The organism is Clostridium sp. BL-8, from assembly GCF_002006495.1.
Classification (GTDB): domain Bacteria; phylum Bacillota; class Clostridia; order Clostridiales; family Clostridiaceae; genus Clostridium.
In genome coordinates this window covers 46,129-72,410 of the sequence record NZ_LZZL01000009.1, presented here as the reverse complement: position 1 = coordinate 72,410, position 26,282 = coordinate 46,129, and the positions used below count along the sequence as shown (strand labels likewise).

The window sequence follows — 26,282 nt, the reverse complement described above, 5'->3', positions numbered from 1 at the left end:
AAAGCAAAACTCGTGCCAAGTAGTGTACATACTTACTACTTAACACGAGTTTTACAATATAAAATATTCTATTTTTATTTACAAACTACGCATTCAAGTTCTGTTACCCCTTATAATCACTCACTTTTCTTATATTTAAAATTTTCTTTTTACATATCAAAATTTTTCACTTTATTTTTTATGCTATCATATATAAAACCTATTTCAGATATAGGTATCTCAACTCTATAGAAGTGTTCTATTACACTAAAGGCTTTTTGAGTCAATTTTATGAAGTGTACATGACACTTCTCAAAACTTTCACAATCCCTATAATTCATAATAGGATCTTTTATAACTAATCTCTCAATCATGCAGCTGATATGTATATATAAACTGATTTTTAAATCATTCTCTAATTTGAACCCCAAGCTTCTTTCCAAAGTTATAAGTGCATCTTCCACTTGATCAACTATTTTATCTGGATTTAGTATTGTTAAGTAATTCAAAACATTTTCTAAAGTGAATAACTTAATGGCTTCCTTATTTATTTTTTCTATTATGTTATTATCTACAATTCCTTTTAAGGTATTAGCAAGAACTACATCTGCTTTTTTCATTATCAGATTTTCTAAAGATATGAAAGGAACACCATTTATCTGAGGGTCATTTGTACCAATAATAAGTTTTACATTATATTGCTTAAATACAAAATCTTCTTTACCATTTTCTTTTAAACTCTCATAATCATAAGCTGTAACCTTTACCTCGTCTTCACTAAAACATTTATTTAACAAATCTTTAATTTTACTTGCTGTCCCAATGCCTGTTATACAGGTTGTTATTATAACATCTGTTTTCTTTTTATTGGATTCTATATAATTTACTTTACTCACATTTTTCCTTGCTGCTTCATCTGCAATTTGTTTTAATGGCTGAAGCTTAAGTATCCTGCTTCCAACGTCTAAGGCTAATTTAGTAGAAACATTATCTACTATAGCTATATCTCCATATACCTCGTTTTCCAGCAAAATATATATAGTCTCAAGAGATCCCATATCAATAAGTATAAGAAGACCTTTAGACGTATCTATTGTTTTTACATATTCTAAAATCTTTGCACTTATATCTAATGGAGAGCTTTCCATTGGCATATCAAACGGTTCAAAAATATATTTGCCAAACAATCTATTAGCTACCCCTGCAATACTGCTGGCAGTCGAGTAACCATGAGCTATAATTATTGCATTAAGATTGCTTTTACTTGATTTATCTAGTGACTTTATATAAATAAGCATATATAATTCAGCTGTTTTATTTATTTCTAAGTCTAAATTATCCTCTATATCTTTTATCAGTTTTAAAACCTGTACATATTCTTTATGGAACCTTTTGCTCATTTCTTCAACTATAAAAGCAACTTCTTCATTATAACCTTCATTTTGAAATTCAACAAAATATGCTATAAGATTAGCTATGATTTCTGGACTATCAGCTAAATAATCTATTCCATAATTTATGTTCATAAAATGCAGTGTATTTTCAATGTTTTTTTCTATTGATTTATATATAACATTTTTTAAGCTTTTATATTTTTCATTAAATACAATATGATCTATTAATTTATTAAATATTACCATGCCTTTAAGAATAAACTCATCAATTGTTATACTGTTTTCTTTTAATTCTTTAATATTTTCATTTAATTCTTCAGTGATTTCAGAAACTTTATTAGAATGCATAGTAATATAATTTTGATCACTTTTTTCCAGGCAGCTTATAAACATATCCTTTATATTTAAGTTGTTTAATTCAATATCTTCATCTTTATCAATAATATCACTTGGCAGATTATTGATTTTTACTTTTAATGTTTCTTTATTATTCTCAATGATACTATTTAATGCATTAGCACAGCTAAGCTTTATAGCATTTATAAGTTTTCCAATATTTCCTTGAGCATTACTATTAATCAATATATTTATAACCTGACTGTTTACTATAATATCTCTACTTATATTTACTGCTTCTTTCTTATAAAAATATTCTATAAGATCAAATTTTTCCTTTAAGGGTCTTTCCTTAAAGTTTGGTATCTTTATTTTTAAAGGTATCCGTCTTAAAAATGTTTGTAAGAATTTATTTTCAAAACTTTCTGTAGTTGCAAAAATCAATCTTACATTAGCATTTCTCTTTTTTTCTGTTTCACCAAGTCTTCTAAACACGCCTTTATCTAAAAATAAAAATAATTTTTCCTGACCTTCTGGTGGTAAGCGATGTATTTCATCTAAAAAGAGATATCCACCATTTGCTTTTTCAATAAGTCCTATCCTATCACTATCTGCTCCAGTATAAGCCCCCTTAATTGCTCCAAATAATATTGCAGAAAATAATTCCGGATTATTTGCGTATTCCGCACAGTTAAACACTACAAAGGGTGCATCAGCTTTTATATAACTGCTGTTTTTTGCATAATCATATACCTTTTGTGCTAAGAAACTCTTTCCTACCCCGGAACTTCCAATAAGTAAAAATGGTAATCCATTTGGAGGATATGATACTGCTGACTTACACTGCTTAACAATCTCCTTTAAACTTCCTTTAGCTCCTACAAGCTCATCAAAGTCGTCTGTTTCTTTTTTATTAGTGCTTAATTTACTACCTTCCTTAAAATACTCAGCAATTAATTTAAATTTATCTCTATCTTCTTCATATACTTCTTTGGTTATAAAGTAAACAGGTCTCTTATTTATTTTTATTACTTCTTCCTCTTTTGTCAGCTCATTTAACACGTGACTTACTAGATTTCTTTGAAGCTTAAGGTTATCTGCTATAGTTAAAGCATCTAACCCGTATTCTCTGCTTCCGTCTATTTTCAAAGAAAGTTCTTTCAATTTCTCTTTAATCTTTTCTTTATTAGTCACAGACCTGCCTCCTAACTTTTTGATTATCATATAGCTGAATTATACACTAAGTATCCTATTTCATAATTTATTAACATTTTAGCACAGATTTAGTATCTGGCAAGAAATAATTCTAAATTTTTTCTATCCAAAATAATTAATCAATACACTAATAAGACTGTTAAAAATTAATAACTAAATATGATAAATCTTAGCTATATAAATTTAAATTAACAATGTACATTCGAGAATTCACAACATGAATGCTGAAAGTTTTCAAAATTTCTAAAACTAATATTTTAATAAAATGTATTATTTCAATTAGAACTTATATCTAAATAGGTACATTTATGCAAATCTGAAATTAAATCAGAAAAATAGTTGTCAAATGATAACTATTTTGGTAGAATACTTTTAAACAATAATGATTATTAAAGGAGATTTCATATGACTAAAAATGATGCTCAAGAATTAATTTTAAATATGGTGAACTTTTACAGCTTATTTAATGCTGAATTTATGAATCTTATTCCAGACTTAACTAATACAGAAATCACTCCTCTTTTTTCTAAAATATTAAATTTTATTCATTTTGAAGGTAAGACTACAGTCTCAAGAATAAGTAAGAAATTAAACATATCTGTACCAAATATGAGTAGAAGTATTAATGCTTTATATAATCTTGATTATTTAATAAAAAAACAAGATGAAAAAGACAAAAGGATAATTTATTTATCCCTATCAAATAAGGCATTAAATCTTATTTCATCTATTGCTGCAAATGAAGAAGATATCTTTTTAGAAAGATTTAATGTTCTTTCTGAAGAAGAAATAATTGAGTTATCTCACTCACTATTAAAAGCTCAAAAGTTGCTTGTAAAAATGCGTAATCTATATGCAGATAAGAAAAATATTAAGGAGTTGATCTAATTATGTTTATGAAAACTATAAAAGCAAAATTAATTATTTTGATAAGTATATTACTTTTATTTGTAAGTAGTGGCTTTGGAATTATTTCTTATATTAATGCTTCTAATGCTTTAGTATCAAATATTACAAAGACATTACCGGAAATAGCCATCCAGGCTTCTAATACTATTCAGGCCAATTTAGACAATCAATTAAATTCACTGGAAGTAACCGCCAAAATCGCTTCATTAAACAATGATGAGCCCGATAAATTAATGGAAATTTTAAAGGCTGAAGCCAAAAGAAATGGCAGTATTAAAATGGGATATGCTGATCTAAATGGTAACATTACGTATACTACTGGTGAAAAGGCTAATATAAAAGATACTACTTATTTTAAAAAATCAGTATCCGGAGAAAACTTCATTGATGATCCTGTAGTTAATGAAGGAAAAACTGCAATGACAATGGTATATTCTGTACCAATAAAAAATGATGCTTCAATTATAGGTGTATTAGTATCAGTTAGAGATGGAATGGAACTTAGCGAGATGATTAAGAAGATTTCCTTTGGCAAAACTGGAAGTGCTTATATGATTAATAGTCAAAGTAATAGTATTGCTTATAAAGATCCAAGTATGCCCTTAAATCAATACAATTCTATCAAAGAAGGGGAAAAAGATCCTGATTTAGCAGGCATCGCTGACATGCAAAAAAGAATGATAGCCGGTGAAACTGGTTTAAGTTTATATACTTTTGGTGGAAAAGAATCTTACGGAGGCTTCGCTCCAATTGAAAAGGAAAAATGGTCTGTAGTTGTCATTTTAGAAAAATCCGAACTTTTGTCAGAACTTGACTCTCTAAAATTTTCAATAACTATTACATCTATATTGTTTTTGATTATAGGAATTCTTGTAATTTATATTATTTCTAATAGATTATCTGCAAGAATCAAATATACTTCTAATTCTTTAAATATATTAGCTACTGGAAACTTTACTAATAAAATAGATAGAAAATATTTATATTTCAAAGATGAAATTGGTGATATGGCTAACTCTATGGATACTATGCAAAGCTCAATTGGAGCCATGATCAAAATCTCTAACGATAATTCCATAATAATAGATGAAAACTCTAGTAATTTATCAACTATATCTCAAAATATGCTTTCATCTTCTAATAATGTGTCAGGTTCAATTCAGGAAGTGGCAATTGGAATTAATTCTCAAGCCAATAATCTAGTTGAAATTACTACAATTTTAAATACTTTCAGTAGTAAACTTGAAGACATAGTAATGAACATTAAGGATATAGATAAAAATACAATAACAATGAATGATCTTGCAAATAGCAGCAGTTCAAGTATGAAATTGTTAATGGATGCAGTAAACAGCATAAGCTTATCCTTTAAAACTTTATCTAATAAAATATTTACCTTTAACAGCAATGTAAAAGAAATAAATAACATAGTACAAATAATTAATTCAATAGCAGATCAAACTAACTTATTAGCATTAAATGCATCTATAGAAGCTGCCAATGCTGGTGAAGCAGGTAAGGGGTTTGGAGTAGTAGCAAATGAGGTACAAGTTTTAGCAGAGCAAACAAAGTCATCATCTCAAAATATTAGTAAGTTAATATCTGATATCTCTAATGATACTGATATAATAACAAAAGATACAAATAACATGAATGCAAATCTTAACAATCAAGTTAACATTATAAACGAGACCATAAGCTCATTTGAAAATATACTTGATGTTATTAAAACTATAATTCCAAAAGTACAAGCTGCAAATATGTCGGCTATAGAAATAAATAGTGAAAAGACAGATATTCTTGATAAAATTGAAACTACATCTGCCATAGCTGAAGAAATATCTGCTTCAGCTGAAGAAATATCTGCTTCTACTGATGAAATGCACAATTTATCTAATGATGTAGCATCAACTGCTGCTACCTTGAATAATATGACAAAAAAATTAATAAATGAGCAGAGTAAATTTACAGTTTAGTTACATTAACGCTTAATTTAAGGTAATCCTTACAACTTATATATTGCAAGGATTCATACTAATAATTAATTACTGCTGATTTCTTTTAGAAATCATTTATTCTTAAATAATTATTTATGCAATATATTTAATCTAATAAAAATATTTGGAGGTGTCTTTTATGATTAAACCTTTATTTCTAGCTCACGGTTCACCTATGATGGCAATTGAGCAAAACACATATACTAAATTTTTAAATAGCCTTGGACGTTCTATTAGTCCAAAAGCTATAGTTGTTTTCACATCTCATTGGACTACTGAAACAACTACTATTTCTGTTTCTGATTCTAACTATGATACTATATATGATTTTTATGGCTTTCCAGAAGAACTCTATAAAATTAAATATCCTGCAAAAGGTTCCAGCACTATTGCAGAAAAAGTTCAAAAAAAATTAATTACTTCAGGTGTTGTTGTAAAGACAGATTTGACAAGAGGCCTAGATCACGGTGCATGGACTCTTTTACAACATCTTTATCCAGAAGCTAACATCCCAGTTGTTCAAGTTTCTATAAATTATACTCTGCCTATTGATACTCAAATTAAAATAGGTAGTGCTCTTAGGGAACTGGCTGAAGAAGATATTTTGATTCTTGGAAGTGGAAATACAGTTCATAATCTAAGATTAGTTGATTTTGATAAGGATACCGCTGATTCCTGGGCTAAAGAATTTGATGATTGGTTGATTGAAAAAATAGAAAATAAAGATTTTAGTGCCCTTAATAACTATCGAGAAGATGCTCCTAACGCAAACCTTGCAGTTCCAACTGCAGATCATCTTGTCCCACTATTTATAGCTTTAGGCAGCAGCCCCCAATTAACCCCTAAAGTTATCTTTAGAAATTATCAATTAGGAAACCTAAGTTATCTTTGTTATGAATTTTAGATAGTTTCAACTGCATGTTTTATAAAAATGGAAGGCACCCTCATAGGTGTCTTTTATTTTACTTTAGAATTGTTTATTAAATTTTTATTTATATTTGCATATATTCCTTTAACTTTCACAAAATAAAGATAAGGGATTTCAACTATTTCAGTATTAAATTATAAAGGGTGATTATAAATTGAAAAGAATTTTCTCTATATTTTCTATTTTTTTATTTCTGTCACTTAATATGAATGCGATAGCCAGTGTAGCACAACAAAAAGCATTTAAAGAAGGTTTTTATAATATAAACGACTTAGGATTATTAGAGAATGTTTCGTATAATGTTCAAAATGTCTCTGATTATAACGGATTCATTATTGTATTCGATTCTGATCAAAAGGTACAACAAGCACTATCATTAGAACCTCATTCAATAAAACATCCTCTTAAAACTATTAGAAGCTCTGATAGAGTTGTAATATTGGGTAAAGGAGAGCTAACGTTCCCTTACTAAAATTTGCAGTTCCTTATTAAATGACACCTTATAGGATCTTTTTATTTATATACAATTTCTACAGTTTTATGAATATTTATTCCTTAATTTCACATAATAACAGTACATTTAAGTTCGATAATAATAATTTTTAAGGTGGTTAAGCTAATGAAAAGATTTATTGTTATATTCTCTATTCTTTCAGTTTTATTTCTTAACCTGAATACCATACACGCTTTTGCTGAGCAAACTAGAACACTAACTCAAGGTATTTATAATGCGAGGGATACTAATTTGCTGATAGGCAGTCCTATTACTGCAAAAATGACCTCTCCTAACGATAAAGCTATCATTATAGTTATTGATGCTAGTCAGACTATACATGCACTAGTAAGATTAGGTCCTACAATTCCTCAACAGGTTTTACCGCCTCTTAATTATGACTATTCACTTATAATTTATGGAACCGGAAGCGTAGTATTGTCATAAAAGGCACTTTTAAAGTGTCTTTTTTTATTACGTTAAATTTATACACTATATATTTTCTACAAATATTATTTTATTAATATTTATGTTGTAGACATAATAAGTTTAGACATAACACTTGTGAGAATAATTGGTACATTTATAGGTTATAAAATTTATAATTTCATAGTTAACAATAATCAAAAAAACTATTATTTCTATAATAGGTAAATAAAAAAACACTACATAAAGATCTAAAAAACTTGTAGTGTTTCTTTCAATATTGTAAACTTTTCATCTATTCTATCATTGTAGTGTCAAGTATTAAGTCACATTGATTTTTAATATCCAGTTCTTTAAAATAATGCTCCTCCATGGGAATCCATTTATTTAGAAAATCCTGCAGCTTTTCTTTACCATTACGTTTTAAAATCCGCTCATACTGCACCTTTGGATCAACAGTTATAAAAATTTTATAATCATAATAATTTCTTAATGCTGGATGAAGACTATAGCTTCCCTCAACTATGGTTAAGTTCTTAGTTTTTACTTTAATAGGCTGGCTAAACTCCCACTTATTACATAGATACTTCCTGTATACTACAGGCTTATTATTTTTTACAGGCTTTAATATTTCCTCCTCAAATCTCTCATAGTGAACATTCTCACCAGCCTTGCTTAATCTTTCTGAAGTTTTCATCTCAAAAGGCAGAAAAAAATCATCCATGTGGAAAAGTGTGCAGTCAAACTCTTCTGTAAGCATTGTTCCTAAAGAGCTCTTCCCGCCGCCACATCGTCCATCAATTGCTATTACTAGCTTTTCATTATCTTTTAATAAATTTTTAATTACCTCAAATACATCTTTATATTCACTAAAAATTAGTGGTTTACGTGCTTCACTCATTATTTCCTCCAAAAATACACTTTTAACATTTTCACATATGTAATTCATCATCTATGATTAAGTTTGTTCTATTTTTGAGTATCTATGTCACTTCTATACTCTATAATATCGCCAGGCTGACAATCCAAGGCTTTACATATTGCCTCTAAAGTCGAAAATCTAATGGCCTTTGCTTTTCCATTTTTAAGGATAGAAAGATTAGCCATTGTTATTCCAACCTTCTCTGTAAGTTCTGTTACACTCATTTTTCTTTTAGCTAGCATCACATCAATATTGATTATAATCGCCATGTTATCCACCTCAAATCGTTAAGTCATTTTCTGATTTTATATCTATAGCTTCTTTTAAAAGCTTTTGGAGTACGGCTGCAAAAACTGCAACTACAATTGCTGCAAAAATAAAGAGCAATCCAATTAATATAATACCTGGAGCATCGTCTACCTCTGCTATGAGATAAAATAGCGGCATGCCTATTATATATAAGCTACTGTATGTGATTGCACAATATTTTATATTCTTTAAAGCCTTTACAGATAATTCTGAGAAAGCTTTGTTCTTGTCAATATAGCTTAAAAGTTTAAAAGTCTCATATAAAGCCAAGTAAAAAGGTATTGCTGTTGCATATAAATCGATTAAAACTAGATATTTCATATAAGCAATATTCGGATACAAACCCGCCGCATAATCTCCTATATATGGCACCAAAAATATACACAAAGCAAGAACTGGTATTCCAATAAGTATAACAGCTATCTTTAAAAATAGTGTTGATCCTAGTTTCTTCAAAAATGGTATTGTCTCTAGTTTCATAAAAAGCACCTCATTTATTTATTATCAGTAATATAATAACAAATCATTTATTGTTTTACAATAAATTTTTATTAAAATATGATGTAATTCATCATAGTAAGCATTAAGCCTATTTGATGAATTTATCAAATTAATATTACATACCGTTAAAAGATTGTATTTTAAAATAAAATAAGAACTTATATTACATAAACTCTTACTAATTAGATTTCAACTAATTCCGTTTCATATTTTTCAATAACTTTACCATTTTTAAATATTACCGCAATGCAGCTTATAATGCTGACAGAACGTTGTTCTTATACCCTTGGTATAGTATAATGTTAAGTATAAATAACCATAGGAGGAAAAGTTTATGGAAATTAAAACAGTATCTATTATAGGCTTAGGTGCGCTAGGTATTTTATTTGGAAACCACCTTTCCAAGCACATGGCAAAAGATGATCTTAGAATTATTGCTGATTCTGAAAGAATTCACAGATATAAATCAGAACATGTTTATTGCAACAGAGAAATCTGCGATTTTAACTATGTAACACCGGAAGTAAATTGCGATCCTGCAGACTTACTGATATTTTCCGTAAAGTTTGACGGATTGGTAAGTGCTATACAAACTGTAAAAAAACAAGTTGGACCTAATACTATTATTATGTCTCTTCTTAATGGGATAAGTAGTGAGAAAATCATTGGACAATCTTTTGGTATGGATAATATCCTCTATAGCGTGGCTCAAGGAATGGATGCAGTTAAAATTGGTAATAAACTTACCTATGAACATATGGGAATGATTTGCTTTGGTGACATTAAACCTGGAATACATTCATCAGAAAAAGTAGAGGCTGTAGCACGATTTTTTAAAAAAGTAAGCCTTCCTTATGACGTTGACGTTGACATGCAAAAAAGGCTCTGGGGTAAATTCATGCTAAATGTAGGTGTCAATCAGACTGTAGCTGTTTACGAATGCGACTACGGCGGTATATTGAAGGAAGGACCTGCAAGAGATACTATGATATCCGCTATGAAAGAAGTACTTCTCTTATCAGAAAAGGAAAATGTCTTTTTAACACAAGCTGACCTGGACTACTGGCTTCTAGTTCTAGAAGGCCTTAGCCCTCAGGGGAAACCATCTATGAGACAGGATTTAGAGGCTAAACGCTACAGTGAAGTTGAACTGTTTGCAGGTACCGTACTCTCATTAGGTAAAAAGCATGGCTTATTTTTCCCTACAAATCAAATGCTGTATGATAAAATCAAGGAAATGGAACGTCATTTTTAATTTAAGCACACTACAACTAGTGTGCTTTCAGCTTCATAATTATTTCATTCTTTTAATTGTTTCATCTAATGAAATACATTCTGCATATCTGCCATTCCACATGAATTCATTATGATATTTATAACTTTCTTCTGATGACATAAATTTATTATCAACTGTTGTGTTTGCATATGCTGGAACTATAATATTAAACCCATGTTCAAAGCCGCATTTTATAGTGGCATCAATACAATAGTCTGTTTGAAGCCCTATGACTATTACGTCTTTTTCTCCCTTATCTGTTAAGTATTCTAATAATCCAGATTCCTTAAAGGCACTATTAACCGTTTTATCAAATATCTTTTCCTGTGCCATAGGTTTAAACCCTTCATATATTTCAAAACCCTCATTACCTTTTGTTAATTCATTCCCAGCTCCATCATCATGACGCACATATATTACTTCAACATTATTTTTCCTAGCCTCATGTATTAATTCTTTAACATTAGCCACAAAGGCATCAAAGTTATATAATTCTTCATTTGTTATTAATTTTTGTGTATCAACTACTAATAAAACCATCTTTATATCCCCTTCAAATTCATTATTTATAAATACTAAGCCATTGTTCTTTTGTGATACAGCTAATATGCTCTGTTCTAATATCATCAATCAGCTCTAATTTTACATCTTTTTTGGTATGGTGATATTTAAAACCACATTTTTCTTGAACACGCCAAGATTTTTCGTTTCCATCATAATATCCGCACCAAATAACCTTGAGCCCAATATCTTCAAAACCATGTCTCATAAGCTCCTTAACTGCTTCCGGAATCAAGCCTTGTCCCCAATAAGGAACACCAAGCCAATAGCCAATTTCACCTTCATCCTTGTTTATAGCTATATTGCTGTCTTCACCAATCACAAGTCCGACACTGCCAATTGGCAAATCTTTACCTTTTAATACAACTGCATAAGTTTCATTTTTAGATAAGACATCTTCAATAATCTGGCGGCTATTTTGAACATCAGTATGTACCGGCCATCCTGCAGAAGGTCCTACGTTCTGATCCTTCGCATATTTATATAACTCTTGTGCATCTTCCTCTTTCCATGGACGCAAAATTAATCTGTTAGTTTCTAATATCACTTTTACCACATCCTACTTAAATAAAACTTTACTATATTTTAACATAAAATAAGAGCTTATATTACATAAACTCTCAAAATAATAATCACTTATCAAGATTCATCTCAAACTCAATTTCATGCATTAAAGGGATTCCAAAATCCCCAACCAAAGGAATTGATGGCTTTAACTTCCTTGAATCGTTTAAGGCATTGTGATATAAATTTACCATATCAAAGCCTCGCTGTTGATAAAAACCTAAAGCATTAATATTATCATTAGTTGTAATTATCTTTACTTTTGAGCAATTTTCTCCTCTTGCAACTTCAATAACTTTATTTAAAAGAACTGTTCCAATACCTTGCCTTTCCATCAAGCTATCTAATGACATAATTTCACACTCAGAAGCTTTTACTCTATAAGTCACGAGCCCTATAATTTCTTCATTATCATACATAACAAATCCATCTATTAATCTCATGTCAACAATTTCTCCTCTCACAACCATATCTGTAGAGAACCAATGTGACATTATAAATTCATTAATTTGATTTCTGTTTTCTGAAGATATTATTTTTATATCCATGAATTAATTATCCTTTCCTTAGCTTAAATATTATTTTACATGAAATTATCCTCTATTGTCATACTTGCCTTAATATAGTAACAAAAATATATAAGATTCTAATATGTTTTAATTTAAAATTTTTATTTATAATACTGCTAAGAATTTTTCTTAATATATATTTTTAATGCTTTTATTAACAAAATTAATGTGTAAACTCCTAATCCCCACAATATAACTAAAGGAATTAATCTAGTTAAGTCTATAATAGTCATAGTATACATTATATATTCCCCCTTAAATTCTCTAATACTGACTTCCTAATTATACCATGTTTTCATATGCTATATTATTTGATTTCCAAAAATCAAATTTATATTTTTTAAATGTTTTCCTTTAATATATTTCTAAATGTCTGCTTTTCTAATCTTCTACTAATCTATATCCAACGCCAACTTCCGTATATATATACTGTGGCTGTGCTGGATTCTTTTCTATTTTTCGTCTAAGGCTTGCCATGAAAACTCTAAGAGACTGAGTTTCGTTTCCTACTGGAGAAGTCCAGATTTCCTTAATTATAAAATTATGAGTTAATACCTTTCCAGGAAACTTACAAAGAAGAGCCATTATTTTATATTCGTTAGGAGTTAGATGTATATCTTCATTATTTATAGTCACTTTTCTTTTATTAAAATCTACAACTAAATCTTTAACTTGAAAAACCCCTATATCTTTCGTTTCATTATTTGTTGTTACACTATGTCTTAATGATACCCTGACTCTTGCTAATAGCTCTCCTATTCCAAAAGGTTTTGTTAAATAATCATCTGCTCCCTTATCTAAGGCTTCTATTTTCTGCCTCTCATTTTCTCTTGCAGAAACAATTATTATTGGAATCTTACACCACTCTCGTACCTTTGTAATTACATTAATACCATCCATATCTGGAAGTCCCAGATCTAGTATTATTAAATCAGGTCTATGGGATATCGATAGTGCAATAGCTTCTGCTCCTTTATCTGTTTCTATATAATTAAAACCCTGCGCTTTTAAGGATGCCGTTATAAAATTTCTTATTGGTTTATCATCCTCTACAACAAGGATATATGGTTTATTGTCCATCACCATTCCCCTCCTTTGGAATATTAAATTTAAAAATTGCTCCTTCGCCATTCTCTCTATTGTCAGCTGCAATTGTTCCTCCATGAGCTTCAACTATAGATTTACAAATTGCAAGACCTAAGCCTACACCTCTTCTTGAATCAGATATTTTATCTCCATTAGTGAAAAATCTATCAAATATGTGTGGCAATATATCTTCTGCTATTCCAGTGCCGTTATCAATTACTTCAAAAATAATATCTTTTTCGTTTTCATAGACCTTAACCTCAATCAAAGAATTTTTAGGTGTGAATTTAATAGCATTATCAATTAAATTTATAAGTACCTGCTCAATTAAACTTCCATCCATAGGAGCCATTATTACAGCTTCAGGAACTGTTACTTTTATTTCATGATCTACAGAGCGCTTTGAAATTCTTTGAACTGCTTCATATACCACTTCTTCAACCAGCTCTGTATCTTTTTTAACTTTCATATCTCCACCATCAAATCTTGTCATGCTAAGCAGATTTTCCACTAACCTTATAAGCCATTCAGTATCATCATAAACACTCTGAAGTAATTCTCCTCTAGTTTTTTCAGATATAAGATTACCTGTTTCAATAATGGTGCTCACAGAGCCTTTGATACCTGCAAGGGGGCTTCTAAGATCATGAGATATTGATCTTAAAAGATTGCTTCTAAGCCTTTCACTTTCAATTTCTAAATTAGATTTCTTTTGGATTTCAGCTAAGATTTCCCTATCTAATGCAATATAAATCTGACTTGCAACTGTTTCAAAAATAAATTTCTGCGCTGGTTTTAACGGTCCATTAATACAGGAAACACCTAATACACCGAGTACTTTCCCATGACTTTTTAGAGGCATATAATATCCTTTTGCTCCATGAAATGTATTGGTCCCGGCTCCACATTCTTTATCATTTAAAAATGTCCAATAAGCAACTGCTTCTTCATCCTTATTTAATAAAGTCCTGTCTTTCTCTCCTTTAGTTGCAGTATAAATAAATGGAGTGGAGAGCTTATTCTCTTGTCCTAAGTAGCAGATAACAGTTCTTTCAAGGAGCCTTGATAAGTATTTTATTCCTATACCTACAACGTCTGCTGTTCCAGTTGCACTTAACAATTTTCTGCTTACTCTATATAATATCTGAGTTATATTTTCTCTTTTCGAAGAATTAAGTGCTTCCCTTTGAATTTTGCTTGTAAGAGTCCCAATTGTAAAAGTTACTATTAACATTATAGGAAAAGTAGCTATATAGCTTTTATCATAAACCTCCAAAGAATATCTTGGCTCTGTAAAAAGATAATTAAATAAAAGTATACTCACAATTGAGCAGATAAAACCCAAGATGTATCCCCTTGTCTTTATATTTACAATAATAACCCCTAATATAAAAATCATAATAACGTTAGCAGTACTGAATCCTAAATAATCAATGCATAATGCAACTATTGTAGTAATTAACATTATTAAAACTGCTATTAAAATTTCTTTTTTTGATATCTTAGAGCTATATTTATTCTTTTTTATAGTCTTTTCTCTTTTCTTGTCAAAAGTTGAATTTGGGATAACATATACATCTATATAGGAATTAGATTCCATAAGTTTATCAACAATATCTTTTGCATAAAAATGAAATAAATTATTTGGTTTTTTATGATTTTTACCTATAATTATCTTAGTTACATTTCTGAACTTTGCATATTGGATTATTTGCTCAACCGCATTATCACCGTATGCAGTTACTACTTCGCCACCAAGCTGCTCAGCTAAATTAAAATGAGAATTTAACCTTTCTCTATCTTCTTTACCTAAATTTTTAGATTTTGTACCTTCAACATATAATGCAATCCATTTTGAATGATGCGCTTCAGCCATTCTTGTTGCCGTTCTTATAACTCTTAAAGAAGATGGTGAAGGAGATATACATGCAAGAACTACATCTGAAGTAGGCATTACAGTTATCTGGCTTTTTGATAATCTTACACTTTCCACTTCATAATTTACCCTGTCTGCAGTTCTCCTTAAGGCTATTTCTCTAAGAGCAAACAAATTATTTTTAGTAAAGAAATTATTAAAGGCCTTCATTGTTTGTTCTTTACTATAAACTTTTCCCTCACTAAATCTATTTAAAAGCTCATCTGGTTCAATATCTATTAACTCAACCTTATCAGCATCATCAAATACCTTATCTGGAATTGTTTCTCTTACAGCAATATGAGTTATACTTTCAACTATATCATTTAAACTTTCTATGTGCTGAACATTTAAAGTCGTATAAACATCTATTCCTGCCTCTAAAAGTTCATCTATATCCTGCCATCTTTTTCTATGCCTTTCAGTAGCAGCATTAGTGTGGGCAAGTTCATCTACTAGTATTATCTCAGGTTTTCTAACTAATGCTTTATCTAAATCAAATTCTTTTAAAGTTACCCCTCTATAATTAATAACTTTAACGCCTATATTCTCAATTCCATTTACTAAAGCCATAGTTTCTGTTCTTGCATGTGGTTCTATATAACCAATTACTACATCTTTGCCAAGCCTTTTCACATCATGAGCTTCCACCAGCATAGCATAACTTTTTCCAACACCTGCTGCATAACCAAAAAATATTTTTAATTTTCCTCTTGAAGACTCATTTTCTTCTTTTTTTATTTGATTTAAAAGATACTGTGGATCTGGCCTTTCATTTATATCTATTTAAATCACTCCTAACATTTCTTTAATTTTAGCTTAGGCACATGAAAGAAAATAATAGCCCAGCATACTGTTTTATTATTTCTTTGATTGCGCCTTCCGCCTAATGAAATTATATATCCTCTAATAATAATATAAAAGTAAAATGAGTTCAAAACCCAAATTACTTTGTATTTAAAATTGAAGCTATTTCCATATTGACTTTTAGAACATTTACTCTTGGTTCACCAAATATTCCAAGTGTTCTGCCTTCAGTGTATTTATTAACTATTTTTTGAAGATCTGCTTCACTTATTCCTGATGCCTTTGAAACTGCAGGTATTTGAATTCTTGCTGACTCTGGACTTATATCAGGGTCTAATCCTGAACCTGAACTTGTAAGCAAATCTGTAGGAATATCTTCTTTTTTAACTCCAGGATTAGCTGCTAAAAAATCATCTATATCTTTTTGAACCCTTTCCTTAAGTGCATCATTCGATGGAGCTAAATTTTGAGATCCTGATGCTACTCCGCTGTAGGCTGCTTTTCCGCTTTCATCTGGCACAGTATCTGCTTCTGCATAAGTGTTATAATTTACAGCTGAAACTCTTCCTCTAAAGAACCTTGGATCTGTAAAATTTTGTCCTATAAGCTCAGAGCCAACTTCCTTACCATCCAGGCTTACCATGCTGCCATTAGCCTTATTATTAAATATAAGCTGGCTTATTCCTGTCATAAAAAGAGGATATATAAGCCCGCAAAGTACCATAAACATAATACTTATACCAATAGATTTTTTAATTATTTTCATATAAAAATCTCCTTTTTCTTGAAATGCATACTGTTATTTATTGTTAACTGGTAACTGAATAAATTATCCAATATTAAGAATCCTAACTAATGGAGTAATAATAACATCAATTACTTTAATCCCTATAAACGGAACAAGTACTCCTCCACCTCCGAAAATAAGCATATTTCTAAGAAGCATAGTCTCTGCCTTCATTGGTTTATACTTTACCCCCTTCATTGCTATTGGTATAAGTAATGGTATTATTATTGCATTAAATATTAATGCTGAAAGTATAGCACTATATGGAGTTGAAAGTCCCATTACATTCATAACCTGCATTTCAGGTATAGCCACAGTGAAAATAGCAGGAATTATAGCAAAATATTTAGCTACATCATTAGCTATACTAAAAGTTGTTAAAGCTCCTCTTGTTATTAGAAGCTGTTTTCCTATCTCAACAACTTCAAGAATCTTTGTTGGATCTGAATCTAAATCAACCATATTAGCTGCTTCTTTAGCTGCTGTAGTACCACTATTCATTGCAAGCCCTACATCTGCTTGAGCAAGAGCTGGTGCATCATTAGTTCCATCCCCTGTCATTGCTACAAGTTTACCTTGATCCTGTTCCTTTTTAATTGCAGCAATTTTATCTTCTGGTTTACATTCAGCAATAAATTCATCTACACCAGCTTCTTTAGCAATAGTTGCGGCAGTTAAAGGATTATCTCCAGTACACATAACTGTTTTAATTCCAATTTCTCTAAGTCTTTCAAATCTTTCTATAAGTCCTGGTTTAACAGTATCTTTAAGGTAAATCACCCCATATGCTTTTTCATTAACGCAGACTACAAGAGGTGTTCCTCCTAACTTTGAAACGCTATTTACTGCATCATCTAAATCCTCCGGAATATTTCCGCCAAGTTCTTTTATTCGGTTCTTTATAGAATCAGAAGCTCCTTTTCTTACCTTCAAACCATTTGGTAAATCTATTCCACTCATTCTTGTTTGAGCTGTAAATTCAATAAATTCTAAATTTTTATATTCTTCTTCTTTGGCATTTGAACCTAATTTTCTTCCAAGTTCAACTATTGATTTTCCTTCTGGAGTATCATCTTTTAAAGAGCATATTACTGAATAATTTATAAGCTCACTTTTATCCGCATTTCCAACTGGAATAAATTCAGCTGCAAGTCTGTTACCAAAGGTTATGGTTCCAGTCTTATCAAGAAGCATTGTATCTACATCACCACAAGCCTCTACTGCTTTTCCTGACATTGCAATAACATTAAATTTTGTAACTCTATCCATACCTGCAATACCTATGGCTGATAGAAGTCCTCCAATTGTTGTTGGTATTAAGCATACAAGAAGTGCAATTAAAGTTGAAATATAAATAGCAACTCCAGAATAATGAGCCATTGGATAAAGTGCAACTATTACTATAAGAAATATAATTGTTAAACTTACGAGTATGGTGTTAAGTGCAATTTCATTTGGAGTTTTCTGCCTTGAGGCTCCTTCAACAAGCGAAATCATTTTATCTAAGAAGGATTCACCAGGAGTTGCTGTTATCTCAATTTTTAACCAGTCACTTACAACCTTTGTTCCACCTGTAACTGATGCAAAATCTCCTCCTCTCTCCTTCATAACAGGTGCTGATTCACCTGTTATAGCTGATTCATCTACAGAAGCTATACCGTCTATAACTTCACCGTCATTTGGAATTATATCTCCATTTTCAACTAAAACTATATCGCCTCTTTTTAATTCATTGGCATTTATTATTTTAGTAGTTCCATCAGTATTTAAAAGTTTAGCTACAGTATCCTTTTTCATCTTCTTTAGATTTTCAGCCTGGGCTTTCCCACGTCCTTCTGCAACTGCTTCAGCAAAATTTGCAAATAATACTGTTATAAAAAGTATTACTGCTACAATTAAATTGTAAGCCCTCAAATTATTACCCTCATCCCCAAATAAGCTTGGTACAAAGGTAAGTAATAGAGTTATAACAAAACCTACTTCAACCACAAACATAACAGGATTTTTTATCATATATTTTGGATTTAACTTCTTAAAAGATTCTATTATTGCTTCATTTAATATATCTTTTGTAATAAATTTAGATTCTTTTTTATTATCACTCATAGTATTTTCTCCCTGCCTTCTAATTTCATAATAATCAATGCCACAAAGTTAAGTGTTCTGCTACTGGTCCAAGAGCTATAGCTGGTAAAAAGGTTAAAGCTCCAATTATTAAAACAATAGCCATTAAAGTTACTGCAAACATTGTATTATCAGTTCTAAAAGTTCCTGCTGTCGCTGGTATACTTCTTTTTGCTGCTAAAGATCCCGCTACTGAAAGAAGAATTATGATGGATAAGTATCTTCCATAAAACATAACTATTCCTGCTGTGGTATTCCAAAACATAGTATTATCTCCTAGACCTTCAAAACCAGAACCATTATTAGCCGCAGATGAAGCAAATTGATAAACTATTTGAGACAAACCATGGAAGCCAGGATTCGATATCCCTGCAAACCCCTCAGGCATAACTAAAGCCAGTGCTGAAAACATCAATATTAAAAATGGATGAATTATTATAGCTAAAGCTATAAGTTTAATTTCTCTGCCTTCAAGCTTCTTTGACAAAAACTCTGGTGTTCTTCCTACCATAAGTCCACATAAAAAGACTGTAAGAATTGCATACATTATCATGTTCATAAAGCCTACACCTTTTCCGCCAAATATAACATTAAGCATCATGTTCATGAGGGCAACCGCTCCCCCTAAAGGTGTTAAGGAATCATGCATATTGTTTACTGTTCCTGTTGTAAAAGCTGTAGTTACTGTAGTAAATAAGGAAGACTGTCCTATTCCAAATCTAACTTCTTTACCTTCCATATTACCCATAGCCTGACTTAATCCGATATGTGCTAAAGCTGGATTTCCTGCCTTTTCTGCAAAGTAACATATTGGTAGTGCTATAATAAATAATCCTGCCATTGCACCAAAGATCGCCCAGCCTTGTTTTTTATTTTTTAGCATTAAACCAAAGGTATAAACTAGTGCTCCTGGAAGCATCATCATAGATAATAACTCTATTAAATTTGTTAAAGGCGTAGGATTTTCAAAAGGATGTGCTGAATTTGCACCAAAGAAACCACCCCCGTTTGTACCTACATGCTTTATTGCTTCAAGAGCTGCTACAGGTCCCATCGCTATGTCCTGCATTTTCCCTTCTATTGTTGTAACTGTTTTAGTTCCAGATAGAGTTTGTGGCACTCCTTGAGATACTAAAAGAATTCCTATTACTATTGAAAATGGTAGTAAAACTCTTGTTGTAATTCTTGTTATATCAACAAAGAAGTTTCCCATTGATTTTTTTCCAATTATTCCTCTCATAAAAGCAAGAGCTGCTGCAAAACCTGTTGCCGCTGATGTAAACATCATAAATATAATAACTATCATCTGGCTTAAATTAGAAAGTCCAGACTCTCCACTATAATCTTGGAGATTTGTATTTGTCATAAAACTTATAATTGTATTAAAAGATAAGCTCTGCTCCATTCCATCTATTTTATTTGGGTTTAGAAATAAAAGTCCCTGAGCTCTTAAAATTATATATCCTATAAATACCATAACCGCATTTACTGCTATAATTGAGACCACATATTCCTTCCAATTCATTTTTTCTTCTTTATTTATTCTACATACTTTATAAATAAAGTTATCTATTGGATTAAAAACCTTATCTACAACTGTCTTTTCCCCAGTACTCACGTAATATAAATACTTTCCAAGTGGTACTACAATTAGCATGAAAAGTAGTAAAGTTATTATTATTTGTAACCATTCCATAATCTATTCCTCCTAATTTGCTGCAACTATCTAAAATTTTTCTGGATTAAATAGTGCATAACTCAAATATCCAAATAGTAAAACTATAATTCCAATCAAAATCCACATACATATTCCCCCTATTTATTCACTTGCTTTTCACACCAGTTAGCAAAAAAGATTACTGAACCAAAGCCTAAAATCAATAATGTAAAAAATACAACATCTAACATTGTTCCTCCCCCTTCGATATTTATTTTCTATATTGAATAATACTACTTACGGTATAAAGATTGGATTAAAGTATAGCTATTGGTATAAAGATTGTATAAAGATTTTGGATATCTATGAAAACTTCTTTAATCTAAACTTATTATTTGTTTATGACTAAACCTTTATACTTTCTTAGCTTTAATTTTTCTTCTCCTTTGGTAAAAGCATGAACTTTTAATTATTAGTGCGTGCCATGCTTGGCACGCAAAAAAATAATCCTGAAGAATATCTCTTCAGGATTATTTTTCATGTTCTAATATTTAATTTATTACCCATGTTTAGAACAAAATCTAAAGCTACTATTGAGCCGTAGATTTTTTACACATCTGCCTTTTTAAGCGCATGTGAGAAAAATTTGGCAAGTGAATAAAATAACTTTTAAGTTAAAACTATTTTGAAACTCTTTTTAAGAAGTCTTGCTTGCAGCTACTTAAAAATAATGGAACATTTTCAACATCAACATCGCTAGTTTCAAGTCCAAACCACTTTGTCGGTGTTACAGTATATTTTTTTATAAATAACTTAGTTCTATATATAAGTGCTTCCCAGGTACTCAAGTCTGCTTCATAAGAAAGCTGTTCTACAATTAAAGTAAAGCGGAAATCTCCTACTTTTCGTTCAGGAATAATAGTGTAGTTTCTAGATTGAATATCTATTTCTCCACTTTTTACCAACTCGGTTGAAATCTGACGTAAATAAACATTTAATTTTTGTTCTAACCTAAAGCCAAGTTTTATTTGGACTTTTACAATATATGATGTTCCGAAAGTCTCTACTTCATATTCTGCATCGTAAGGATTATCAGTAACGACAACATTAACAAACCAATATACATCGGCTTTCTTTGGCCTTCTATCTAAAATAGAGTACATTATATTTCTCTCAATTTTTTCAGCATATTCTGAATTAGTTAAATATACAAGGTTTGTTGCATATTTAGGCCTATCAGTATCCTGACGTAAAAGATTTAGTTGTTCTTTATAATCTTCAATTTTAACATATTTTAATAAACGAATCTTAGTATAATGACCTTGAATCCATATGTACATAAGGGATAAAATTACTAGAGCAATTAAAACCGCTACATATCCTCCATGCGTAAACTTAACAGCATTTGCAACAAAGAAGGAACCTTCAAATATACCAAAGAAAACAAGTATACTTGTAGCAATAACAGGAGAAATTTTTTGTTTTAATAAATAGTTAAACAAAAGAATAGTTGTCATTAGCATAGTAACTGTAATTGATAATCCATACGCTGCTTCCATATGTTCAGAATCTCTAAAATACAACACAAGTCCAACGCAAACAATCCATAAAAGTTTGTTAATGGAAGGCATATAGAGCTGCCCTTTGAATCTTGATGGGTACATAATATGTAATTTAGGGAATAAGTTTAATTTAATAGCTTCAGAAACAAGAGTAAAGGACCCTGAAATCAATGCTTGAGAAGCAATAATTGCAGCTAAAGTTGAAATTATTATACTAAAAATTAAAAAACTATGAGGAACCATTTGAAAAAATGGATTTAATTCTCCTGGATTTATATGCATGGAATTTTTCTTGGCAGCCAGTACCCAAGCTCCTTGACCAAAGTAATTTAATAATAAACTTATTTTAACAAAAGGCCAAGAACCATAAATATTCTTTCTCCCAACATGTCCAAGATCGGAATAAAGAGCTTCTGCACCAGTTGTTGCTAAAAATACGCTTCCAAGAATAAAAAATCCTAATTTATTATCGCTGCTAAAAAGAATTTTTATTGCATAGTATGGAGACAATGCACGTAATAGAGTCCAATCATTAGATAGCCCTATAATCCCTAAAATGCCGAGCATTGAAAACCAAATCAACATTATTGGACCAAACATTTTTCCTATTAAATCAGTACCAAAATGTTGAATAAAAAATAGTAGACATAGTATTGTTATTACAATTGTAATAATTATATCTTGATCTCTGCCAAAAAGAGCATTAAAACTTGGAATCAGCTTTAAACCTTCAATTGATGACGTTACAGTTACAGCAGGTGTTAACATTCCATCAGCAAGTAATGCAGCTCCACCAATCATAGCTGGAATAATAAGCCATTTTGCACGATTACGTACTAATGTAAAAAGAGAAAAAATTCCTCCTTCACCTTTATTATCTGCCTTTAATGTTATAAAGACGTATTTTATTGTTGTCAAAATTGTTATTGTCCAAAAAATTAGAGACAAAGCTCCAATAATAAATTCTTCAGATATATGTCCTAACCCACCATTGCCTTCAATAATTGATTTCATTACATAAAGTGGTGATGTTCCAATATCTCCATACACTACACCTAGTGCTACTAAGACTCCCCCTAAACTTAATTTAGTAACATTATTATGTTTATTAGTTGATTTCATATAAACCTTCCTTTTCAAGAAATATAATTATAAATATAGTATACCTTGTTTTAACACTAATTATTATAATATCATTTATGAAAAATAGTAGTCAAATTACTAAAAGTTAGATAATGAAACAAATTGTCAAAATTACGCCCTCAACATCGTTTACATGAACAAATTCAGACAAAATCAAATAAATTTTATAACCAACCTGGAGCTTTAAAAATTCCCACCTACTCTCTTATTTCGAAGCTTTCATTTCTTTAAAATCTTTACTATATTAAAATCTAGAATAGAAATTATTTAGTTAACAATGAAGCAGTAGATGGACTAATCCTAACTACTGCTCAAAAAAATAAATAACTTATAATTAAGCTATATATGGCATTAAATTATTAATCAAAGATTTATCTATATGAAATAAATTCTTCTACTAGTTTAAGCATAAAGTTGCTTATTAGCAGCATTCAATTTTATCTATACAATTTAAAGCTTTTTCTTTTACTCTCTTACATCCGTCTTTTAATCCTTTTTCATATCCTTCATGAAGTCCCTCGTTTTTGCCTTTTGCATATCCTTCATAGAATCCCTTTTGCTCACCTTTTCTACATCCTTCGCTGAAGCCCTCTTCTTTGCCCTCTTCATAGCCTTTATGGAATCCATTTTTTTCTCCTACTTCAATACCTTTATAATATGCTTTTTTAATAGCTGCCTTATAAGCTTCTTCTAATGCTTCGGCAGTTGGACATTCTATTTTTTCAAAGCAATTTTCTTTTTTCTCTTCCTTTTCCTCACATCTATCGTGTTTATCATATTCTTCACATTTATCATATTTTTCATGCTTATCGCATTTTTCATATTTTTCATGTTTATCATATTTATCTTCATATTCATAATAGTTACTCATTTTTATTTCCTCCTGCTATTAATCGCTAAATCAGTATTCTCTACTTATATACTATGTTAATCAACTTAATTTGTTATAAGTTTTAAAAATTTTAATTTAATAAGTATTAAAACGGCATTATAATTTTCCAAGTGTTTATTATTATTTCTAGAGAATAATAAAATAAAGGCACATTAAGTATTTCTACCTAATCTGCCTCTATTGAAAAATAAAATGTAATTAACGTATTACCATTTTATTATATTTCCCTTCAAAATCAAATTCATTCCATTCTATTAATTATTTACATCAGATTTATTGACAATCAATAGACTAATTTATAAGAATTTAGTCTACTAAATTTTCTCCATCTTTAAATGCTCTTAAAGATAACTCATCAAACACTGCTAGATCAGGATTGTGACTAGTTCCACAGTAATGAATACTATCCTCTAATTTCCAGCCTAATTCTTCTAACATATTATTAGCATATTTAACACCCTCTGCTCCTATTTTAGGATCTGGGCTTCCTTGGGCAAATATTGTTATTAATTTTTTACCTGGATATTTTGGCTTGTAATCATTTCCAAGCATTGGGAATGTACGATCAAACCAGACCTTTGCTTGCCCTGTAATTTTATAATAATAAATTGGAGAACCAAACACAATAGCATCTGCTTCCTTAATAGCTTCATACATTGGTTGTAAATAATCCTTAACAGCACATCCGTCATGGGTACGGCAATACATACATCCTTGACATCCACGTATTCCAGGATCATTTAAATCAAATTCTATAACTTCAGCACCTTTAGATTTTGCTCCCTTTGCCACTTGTTCTAATAATTTTCCAGTATATCCATTCTTTCTTGGACTTCCGTTAAAAATAACTACTTTTGACATTTCATCTCTCTCCTTTTAATATAAAAATTTGTTCAGTCAATTCACTTATCTATTGACTAACTTCATTATATTAAGTAACATATAAATCAACAAGTACGCAAAAAATGTTTAGTTACTAATATTTATATAAGTAATGGAGGTTGCTTTATGAAAAACCCTTACATAGGATATGCTTTAAAAATTATAGGCGGCAAATGGAAACTGTTAATCATTTGGACCATGTCACAAAATGGAGTTATTAGATTTAATGAACTACAGAGAAAAGTTACTGGTATATCTAGTCTTATGTTATCAAAAAACTTAAAAGAACTCGAAGAAGACTGTCTTATTATTCGTCGTCAATATAATGAAATTCCACCAAGAGTAGAATATGAATTATCAGAACTTAGTCAAAAACTCATAGGAGTTTTACAGTATCTTGGTAAATGGGGAGACGAAGCTTATAACTATAAACATCCATCTGTTTAATATAACCCTGCAGATGTAAACTTAATTTTATTTTAATATAATATTTATATTAACTTAATCATTTTGACACAATACTAAGACAATTATTGTTTATAATAATATCGTAAGTTATTTAAAACTTATTCTAATTCCCCCTATTTTATAAATATACATAACTCATAACTCAGGATAGCTTGTTATCACTTATACAAGTTATCCTTTTTTAATTAGTTCGATATTACATATAAAAAAATACAGTCAAATTAATGACTGTACTATTAATCAACAAACTCTTTTCTACAATACTCTAAAACTGCTTCTTCTTCCCCTTCGAATATTTCTGACAAATATAATATAACCTCTTGCTGCTCCTCTGAAAGGCCTTTTATAATTTCCATGACCTTCTTCCCATTAGTCGTTTTATTCACAAACTCACCGCCTTAGCATTATATTATGTTAAAGTTAAATTTTTTTATATTCAACTAATGCCTTATATTATAACCTATAACTGTGACAGAAATATGTCATTTAAATTAATTTTCAGATTTTTTTATAATTACATCATCATGGCTTATTATACCTCAATAAACCATTTCTTATTTTCGTATATGTATTTTGTTAT

Annotated in this window: 24 protein-coding genes; 7 read left to right on the top strand and 17 right to left on the bottom strand. The window is 30.1% G+C overall.

What is annotated here, in order from left to right; genetic code table 11:
- Positions 1–149 precede the first annotated feature (149 nt).
- On the bottom strand, positions 150–2,903 hold the full coding sequence (locus tag CLOBL_RS04175) for a sigma-54-dependent transcriptional regulator (RefSeq protein ID WP_077857862.1): 2,754 nt from the start codon (positions 2,901–2,903) through the stop codon (positions 150–152).
- A 426-nt stretch (positions 2,904–3,329) separates the two neighbouring features.
- On the opposite strand from CLOBL_RS04175, the gene CLOBL_RS04170 reads away from it, so the two are divergent.
- From CLOBL_RS04170 to CLOBL_RS29125, 5 genes are all read left to right on the top strand, one after another.
- Positions 3,330–3,812: a winged helix DNA-binding protein gene (locus CLOBL_RS04170; protein WP_077857861.1), complete on the top strand. Its 483-nt coding sequence runs from the start codon at positions 3,330–3,332 to the stop codon at positions 3,810–3,812.
- Positions 3,813–3,814: 2 nt separating this feature from the next.
- On the top strand, positions 3,815–5,809 hold the full coding sequence (locus tag CLOBL_RS04165) for a methyl-accepting chemotaxis protein (RefSeq protein ID WP_077857860.1): 1,995 nt from the start codon (positions 3,815–3,817) through the stop codon (positions 5,807–5,809).
- 160 nt (positions 5,810–5,969) lie between these two features.
- Positions 5,970–6,734 (top strand): class III extradiol ring-cleavage dioxygenase, encoded by a 765-nt coding sequence (locus CLOBL_RS04160; RefSeq protein WP_077857859.1) that lies wholly within the window; start codon positions 5,970–5,972, stop codon positions 6,732–6,734.
- A gap of 178 nt (positions 6,735–6,912) precedes the next feature.
- A complete protein-coding gene (locus CLOBL_RS04155; RefSeq protein ID WP_077857858.1) occupies positions 6,913–7,230 on the top strand; it encodes a hypothetical protein in 318 nt (105 codons plus the stop codon).
- 273 nt (positions 7,231–7,503) lie between these two features.
- Complete coding sequence (locus CLOBL_RS29125; RefSeq protein ID WP_347472776.1) at positions 7,504–7,698, top strand: hypothetical protein; 195 nt, start codon at positions 7,504–7,506, stop codon at positions 7,696–7,698.
- A 274-nt stretch (positions 7,699–7,972) separates the two neighbouring features.
- Here CLOBL_RS29125 and CLOBL_RS04145 read toward each other — a convergent pair whose 3' ends face one another.
- From CLOBL_RS04145 to CLOBL_RS04135, 3 genes are all read right to left on the bottom strand, one after another.
- Positions 7,973–8,578 carry a uridine kinase gene (locus CLOBL_RS04145; RefSeq protein WP_077857856.1) on the bottom strand — a complete coding sequence of 202 codons (606 nt, stop codon included), beginning with the start codon at positions 8,576–8,578 and terminating at the stop codon, positions 7,973–7,975.
- A 68-nt stretch (positions 8,579–8,646) separates the two neighbouring features.
- Entirely contained in the window at positions 8,647–8,868 is a 222-nt protein-coding gene (locus CLOBL_RS04140) for a helix-turn-helix transcriptional regulator (protein WP_009171161.1), read from the bottom strand.
- A 10-nt stretch (positions 8,869–8,878) separates the two neighbouring features.
- Positions 8,879–9,388: a DUF2975 domain-containing protein gene (locus tag CLOBL_RS04135; protein WP_077857855.1), complete on the bottom strand. Its 510-nt coding sequence runs from the start codon at positions 9,386–9,388 to the stop codon at positions 8,879–8,881.
- 355 nt (positions 9,389–9,743) lie between these two features.
- Here CLOBL_RS04135 and CLOBL_RS04130 point away from each other — a divergent pair, with 355 nt between their 5' ends.
- Positions 9,744–10,664, top strand: coding sequence for a ketopantoate reductase family protein (locus CLOBL_RS04130; protein ID WP_077857854.1), 921 nt, complete (start codon positions 9,744–9,746; stop codon positions 10,662–10,664).
- 39 nt (positions 10,665–10,703) lie between these two features.
- Here the strand turns inward: CLOBL_RS04130 and CLOBL_RS04125 are convergent, their stop codons facing one another.
- The 12 genes from CLOBL_RS04125 to CLOBL_RS04070 all read right to left on the bottom strand — a co-directional run bounded on the left by CLOBL_RS04125 (position 10,704) and on the right by CLOBL_RS04070 (position 25,213).
- Positions 10,704–11,225, bottom strand: coding sequence for a cysteine hydrolase family protein (locus CLOBL_RS04125; RefSeq protein WP_077857887.1), 522 nt, complete (start codon positions 11,223–11,225; stop codon positions 10,704–10,706).
- Positions 11,226–11,247: 22 nt separating this feature from the next.
- A complete protein-coding gene (locus CLOBL_RS04120; RefSeq protein WP_077857853.1) occupies positions 11,248–11,793 on the bottom strand; it encodes a GNAT family N-acetyltransferase in 546 nt (181 codons plus the stop codon).
- Between the two features lie 85 nt (positions 11,794–11,878).
- Positions 11,879–12,358, bottom strand: a complete 480-nt coding sequence (locus tag CLOBL_RS04115; protein ID WP_077857852.1) for a GNAT family N-acetyltransferase — start codon at positions 12,356–12,358, stop codon at positions 11,879–11,881.
- A gap of 137 nt (positions 12,359–12,495) precedes the next feature.
- Complete coding sequence (locus CLOBL_RS28900; protein WP_278281322.1) at positions 12,496–12,621, bottom strand: hypothetical protein; 126 nt, start codon at positions 12,619–12,621, stop codon at positions 12,496–12,498.
- Between the two features lie 139 nt (positions 12,622–12,760).
- Complete coding sequence (locus tag CLOBL_RS04110) at positions 12,761–13,459, bottom strand: response regulator transcription factor (protein WP_077857851.1); 699 nt, start codon at positions 13,457–13,459, stop codon at positions 12,761–12,763.
- The gene (locus CLOBL_RS04105; RefSeq protein WP_077857850.1) at positions 13,449–16,166 is read right to left on the bottom strand and encodes a sensor histidine kinase KdpD; all 2,718 of its coding nucleotides are present in this window, start codon (positions 16,164–16,166) and stop codon (positions 13,449–13,451) included. The genes CLOBL_RS04110 and CLOBL_RS04105 overlap by 11 nt, the downstream gene beginning before the upstream one ends.
- A 160-nt stretch (positions 16,167–16,326) precedes the next feature.
- Positions 16,327–16,953: a K(+)-transporting ATPase subunit C gene (locus CLOBL_RS04100; RefSeq protein ID WP_077857849.1), complete on the bottom strand. Its 627-nt coding sequence runs from the start codon at positions 16,951–16,953 to the stop codon at positions 16,327–16,329.
- Positions 16,954–17,016: 63 nt separating this feature from the next.
- Positions 17,017–19,080, bottom strand: coding sequence for a potassium-transporting ATPase subunit KdpB (gene kdpB, locus CLOBL_RS04095; protein ID WP_077857848.1), 2,064 nt, complete (start codon positions 19,078–19,080; stop codon positions 17,017–17,019).
- A 34-nt stretch (positions 19,081–19,114) separates the two neighbouring features.
- Entirely contained in the window at positions 19,115–20,794 is a 1,680-nt protein-coding gene (gene kdpA, locus CLOBL_RS04090; RefSeq protein WP_077857847.1) for a potassium-transporting ATPase subunit KdpA, read from the bottom strand.
- A gap of 641 nt (positions 20,795–21,435) precedes the next feature.
- Positions 21,436–23,439, bottom strand: a complete 2,004-nt coding sequence (locus CLOBL_RS04080; protein WP_077857846.1) for a KUP/HAK/KT family potassium transporter — start codon at positions 23,437–23,439, stop codon at positions 21,436–21,438.
- Positions 23,440–23,881: 442 nt separating this feature from the next.
- Positions 23,882–24,331, bottom strand: a complete 450-nt coding sequence (locus CLOBL_RS04075; RefSeq protein ID WP_077857845.1) for a hypothetical protein — start codon at positions 24,329–24,331, stop codon at positions 23,882–23,884.
- A 327-nt stretch (positions 24,332–24,658) separates the two neighbouring features.
- Positions 24,659–25,213: a flavodoxin family protein gene (locus CLOBL_RS04070; RefSeq protein WP_077857844.1), complete on the bottom strand. Its 555-nt coding sequence runs from the start codon at positions 25,211–25,213 to the stop codon at positions 24,659–24,661.
- Positions 25,214–25,360: 147 nt separating this feature from the next.
- Here CLOBL_RS04070 and CLOBL_RS04065 point away from each other — a divergent pair, with 147 nt between their 5' ends.
- Positions 25,361–25,681, top strand: a complete 321-nt coding sequence (locus CLOBL_RS04065; RefSeq protein ID WP_077857843.1) for a helix-turn-helix domain-containing protein — start codon at positions 25,361–25,363, stop codon at positions 25,679–25,681.
- Between the two features lie 257 nt (positions 25,682–25,938).
- Here CLOBL_RS04065 and CLOBL_RS27865 read toward each other — a convergent pair whose 3' ends face one another.
- On the bottom strand, positions 25,939–26,088 hold the full coding sequence (locus tag CLOBL_RS27865) for a hypothetical protein (protein ID WP_179117676.1): 150 nt from the start codon (positions 26,086–26,088) through the stop codon (positions 25,939–25,941).
- Positions 26,089–26,282 lie beyond the last annotated feature (194 nt).

Excerpts from the sequence above, each read along its gene's own strand:
- CLOBL_RS04115 (WP_077857852.1), bottom strand. The coding sequence starts at position 12,358 with ATGGATATAAAAATAATATCTTCAGAAAACAGAAATCAAATTAATGAA.
- CLOBL_RS04145 (WP_077857856.1), bottom strand. The coding sequence starts at position 8,578 with ATGAGTGAAGCACGTAAACCACTAATTTTTAGTGAATATAAAGATGTA.
- CLOBL_RS04110 (WP_077857851.1), bottom strand. The coding sequence starts at position 13,459 with ATGGACAATAAACCATATATCCTTGTTGTAGAGGATGATAAACCAATA.
- CLOBL_RS04130 (WP_077857854.1), top strand. The coding sequence starts at position 9,744 with ATGGAAATTAAAACAGTATCTATTATAGGCTTAGGTGCGCTAGGTATT.
- CLOBL_RS04160 (WP_077857859.1), top strand. The coding sequence starts at position 5,970 with ATGATTAAACCTTTATTTCTAGCTCACGGTTCACCTATGATGGCAATT.
- CLOBL_RS04100 (WP_077857849.1), bottom strand. The coding sequence starts at position 16,953 with ATGAAAATAATTAAAAAATCTATTGGTATAAGTATTATGTTTATGGTA.
- kdpA (WP_077857847.1), bottom strand. The coding sequence starts at position 20,794 with ATGGAATGGTTACAAATAATAATAACTTTACTACTTTTCATGCTAATT.
- CLOBL_RS04080 (WP_077857846.1), bottom strand. The coding sequence starts at position 23,439 with ATGAAATCAACTAATAAACATAATAATGTTACTAAATTAAGTTTAGGG.
- CLOBL_RS04065 (WP_077857843.1), top strand. The coding sequence starts at position 25,361 with ATGAAAAACCCTTACATAGGATATGCTTTAAAAATTATAGGCGGCAAA.
- CLOBL_RS04135 (WP_077857855.1), bottom strand. The coding sequence starts at position 9,388 with ATGAAACTAGAGACAATACCATTTTTGAAGAAACTAGGATCAACACTA.
- kdpB (WP_077857848.1), bottom strand. The coding sequence starts at position 19,080 with ATGAGTGATAATAAAAAAGAATCTAAATTTATTACAAAAGATATATTA.
- CLOBL_RS04070 (WP_077857844.1), bottom strand. The coding sequence starts at position 25,213 with ATGTCAAAAGTAGTTATTTTTAACGGAAGTCCAAGAAAGAATGGATAT.
- CLOBL_RS04165 (WP_077857860.1), top strand. The coding sequence starts at position 3,815 with ATGTTTATGAAAACTATAAAAGCAAAATTAATTATTTTGATAAGTATA.
- CLOBL_RS28900 (WP_278281322.1), bottom strand. The coding sequence starts at position 12,621 with ATGTATACTATGACTATTATAGACTTAACTAGATTAATTCCTTTAGTT.
- CLOBL_RS04075 (WP_077857845.1), bottom strand. The coding sequence starts at position 24,331 with ATGAGTAACTATTATGAATATGAAGATAAATATGATAAACATGAAAAA.
- CLOBL_RS04140 (WP_009171161.1), bottom strand. The coding sequence starts at position 8,868 with ATGGCGATTATAATCAATATTGATGTGATGCTAGCTAAAAGAAAAATG.
- CLOBL_RS04125 (WP_077857887.1), bottom strand. The coding sequence starts at position 11,225 with ATGGTTTTATTAGTAGTTGATACACAAAAATTAATAACAAATGAAGAA.
- CLOBL_RS04170 (WP_077857861.1), top strand. The coding sequence starts at position 3,330 with ATGACTAAAAATGATGCTCAAGAATTAATTTTAAATATGGTGAACTTT.